Source organism: Allohoeflea poritis (assembly GCF_027889715.1).
Lineage (GTDB): Bacteria > Pseudomonadota > Alphaproteobacteria > Rhizobiales > Rhizobiaceae > Hoeflea_A > Hoeflea_A poritis.
In genome coordinates this window covers 1-1,811 of the sequence record NZ_JAPJZH010000049.1, presented here as the reverse complement: position 1 = coordinate 1,811, position 1,811 = coordinate 1, and the positions used below count along the sequence as shown (strand labels likewise).

The 1,811-nt window shown below is 58.3% G+C and carries 1 protein-coding gene; it reads left to right on the top strand.

Going from position 1 to position 1,811, the window contains the following annotated elements; genetic code table 11:
- Positions 1–171: 171 nt before the first annotated feature.
- Positions 172–1,811 (top strand): autotransporter outer membrane beta-barrel domain-containing protein (locus OOZ53_RS26460; RefSeq protein WP_271092801.1); only part of this gene is annotated, 1,640 nt, incomplete at its 3' end.

Below are 1,811 nucleotides of genomic sequence, written 5' to 3'. Positions count from 1 at the left end.
ATTCTCGGTGGCGGTGGAACCGCAATCGACTCCCGGGACGCATTCAGATTGGCCAACAGCGGCTCAATCTCCGGGCATATCAACCACGCGGTGGCTGGAACCCTGTCAGTCACCCAAACAGGCGGTTCGATTGCCGGAAACATCACATCGACGGTCGATGCCGCCCATTCCATGGAATTCGCCGGCGGCATCGTGAGCGGTAACATCACGCTCGACGGCACCACCGCAAACACCTTCGCGCTTAGCGGTGCGGATATCACCGGCGATGTCGATTTGGGTGATGGTGCCGCCCATACGGTAGCTCTGAGCAGTGGTGCTATCCGCGGTTCACTGGATATCGGCTCGGGGACTACCGAACTATCGATCAACGTCGCAGGCGGAGACACTGTTGCACTCGGGACGTTGGAGACCAACAGCACGACGACGACAACCATCAATGGCACAGGTGCTGTCGAGATCACCACGTTCACGGTAAACGGCGCTGCCAACCAGTCGGCCGGCACATTAACGACCACCGATCTGACGGTTGGCGATGGAGGCAGTTTCACACAGTCCGGCAACAGCGTCCTCGCCTCCTCCAATGTCAGGCTGAACGGTGCAGCAACCCTGAACCTGAACGGCACCACGGCACGCGTGACAGGTCCCATCGCGGGTGGGACGGATTCAAGGGTGTTCGTCAACGGCACCTTCACCAGCGAAAACACCATAAATGTCGGTCACTTCGAGATCACCGAGGGTGGTGTTTTCAATATGGCCCATGATGTGACGGTGACATCTCCGACGACATTCGCCAATTTCGGACGACTGGCTGTCGGCGCCAGCGACACGGTGACAATCAACGGAAACTATACGCAGGCTTCCAACGCGATATTTCAAACCGATGTAGCGAATGACACCAGCTTCGGCAGGCTCGTTGTCACTGGCACGGCAAACCTGCCAAGCAACGCCAGGATCGACGTTAACGTGGCTGATGCCGATTTCGACTTCGCGGTCGACGAGATGCAGGACATCATCAGCGCCGGCACCCTGACCTCCGACGGCACCTTCATTGTCACCGACAATTCCAACCTTTTCGATTTCGAAGCGCTGGTCTCCGGTGACACGGTTGACCTGTGTCTGGCAACGGCGGGAGGCAGTTGCACCGCGAGCGCCAGTATCGGTGTGTATGAGGCGGTGGTCGCCACGGGCAATTGGCCGGGTGTCGGCGCCGCCGTGGTATTCGATGATCTCATCGATACCTTCGTAACCGCCGGTACCAGCGGCGACAGTGACATGGATCGGGTCATCGGATCTTTAGGAGTATTGGCAACGCAGCAGGAGGTGAGCAGTGCCGTTTCGCAGACCCTGCCGCTATTGACAGCAAGCGCGGCCATACCCATTGAAAATACACTGTCCACAACGCGCCGCATCATCCAATCCCGACTGAACGACAGTGACTGGCTTCGACCGACAGATCCGGTCCTTGCTGACGAATACATATGGGCGAGCGGGTTTCATACACACCTTGATCATGGCGATCGCCGCGCGGTTACCGGGTTCAATGGCGGGTCGACCGGTTTCGTGTTCGGCGCTGACGGAAACATCGGCGCCGGTACGGACTTGGGTATTGCATTCGCCTATAGCGACACGCATGTGAACAGCAACACCGACCTCAACGCGGCCGACATCGAGACCTATCAAGTGATCGGCTACGGCCGTCATGACCTGAACGCTTCGACGAATGTCAATTTTCAGTTGGGTGTGGGCCTGAGCGAAACCGACGGACAGCGGACAATCAGCTTTGTTGACGGCACCCCTGTCGCCCACTCAAA